Origin of the sequence: Heyndrickxia shackletonii (assembly GCF_001420715.1) — a bacterium.
GTDB classification, from domain to species: domain Bacteria; phylum Bacillota; class Bacilli; order Bacillales; family Bacillaceae_C; genus Margalitia; species Margalitia shackletonii.
In genome coordinates this window covers 1-1,229 of the sequence record NZ_LJJC01000013.1, presented here as the reverse complement: position 1 = coordinate 1,229, position 1,229 = coordinate 1, and the positions used below count along the sequence as shown (strand labels likewise).

The 1,229-nt window shown below is 43.6% G+C and carries 1 protein-coding gene; it reads left to right on the top strand.

All coding sequences use genetic code 11. The features are described from left to right. Positions 1-460: 460 nt before the first annotated feature. On the top strand, positions 461-1,229 hold a 769-nt coding region (locus tag AN964_RS26905; protein ID WP_213083987.1), incomplete at its 3' end, for a sialidase/neuraminidase family protein.

Genomic DNA, 1,229 nt, shown 5'->3' with positions numbered 1-1,229 from the left:
TGGAATAGTTAGCTTAATGTTGCAGATTGGGAACATGATTTCAATATTGGTCAGTCATTCAATTCAAACAGGGAATCAACACCAAGCTGAACCAATCAGAAATACTAATTTTCTTACTGAGAACGCTGTGGCTTCAATAACATTAACGGGCAGTTCATCTCTTTGCCCCATTAGAGGATGGGCTGTACACAGTAAAGACAACAGTATAAGGATTGGATCCAAGGGGGATGTGTTTGTAATTAGAGAGCCGTTCATCTCATGCTCCCACATGGAATGCAGGACTTTCTTTTTGACTCATGGAGCCTTATTGAATGACAAGCACTCCAACGGGACTGTCAAAGACAGGAGCCCTCACAGAACGCTAATGAGTTGTCCTGTGGGTGAGGCTCCCTCCCCATATAACTCGAGGTTTGAGTCTGTTGCTTGGTCAGCAAGTGCTTGCCATGATGGCACCAGTTGGTTGACAATTGGAATTTCTGGTCCAGACAATGGGGCTGTGGCTGTGTTGAAATACAATGGCATAATAACAGATACTATCAAGAGTTGGAGGAACAACATACTGAGGACTCAAGAGTCTGAATGTGCATGTGTAAATGGCTCCTGCTTTACTGTAATGACAGATGGACCAAGTAATGGACAGGCATCATATAAGATCTTCAAAATAGAAAAAGGGAAAGTAGTTAAATCAGTCGAATTGAATGCTCCTAATTATCACTATGAGGAATGCTCCTGTTATCCTGATTCTGGCGAAATAATGTGTGTGTGCAGGGACAATTGGCATGGCTCAAATAGGCCGTGGGTAACTTTCAATCAGAATTTGGAGTATCAAATAGGGTATATTTGCAGTGGGGTTTTCGGAGACAATCCACGACCAAACGATGGGACAGGGAGCTGTGGTCCAATGTCCCTCAACGGGGCATATGGGATAAAAGGGTTTTCATTTAAATACGGTAATGGTGTTTGGATCGGGAGAACCAAAAGCACTAATTCCAGGAGCGGTTTTGAAATGATTTGGGATCCAAATGGGTGGACTGGAACGGACAGTGAATTTTCAGTGAAACAAGATATAGTAGCAATAACTGATTGGTCAGGATATAGCGGGAGTTTTGTCCAGCATCCGGAACTGACAGGATTAGACTGCATAAGACCTTGCTTCTGGGTTGAGTTAATCAGGGGGCGGCCAAAAGAGAGCACGATTTGGACTAGTGGGAGCAGCATATCCTTTTGTG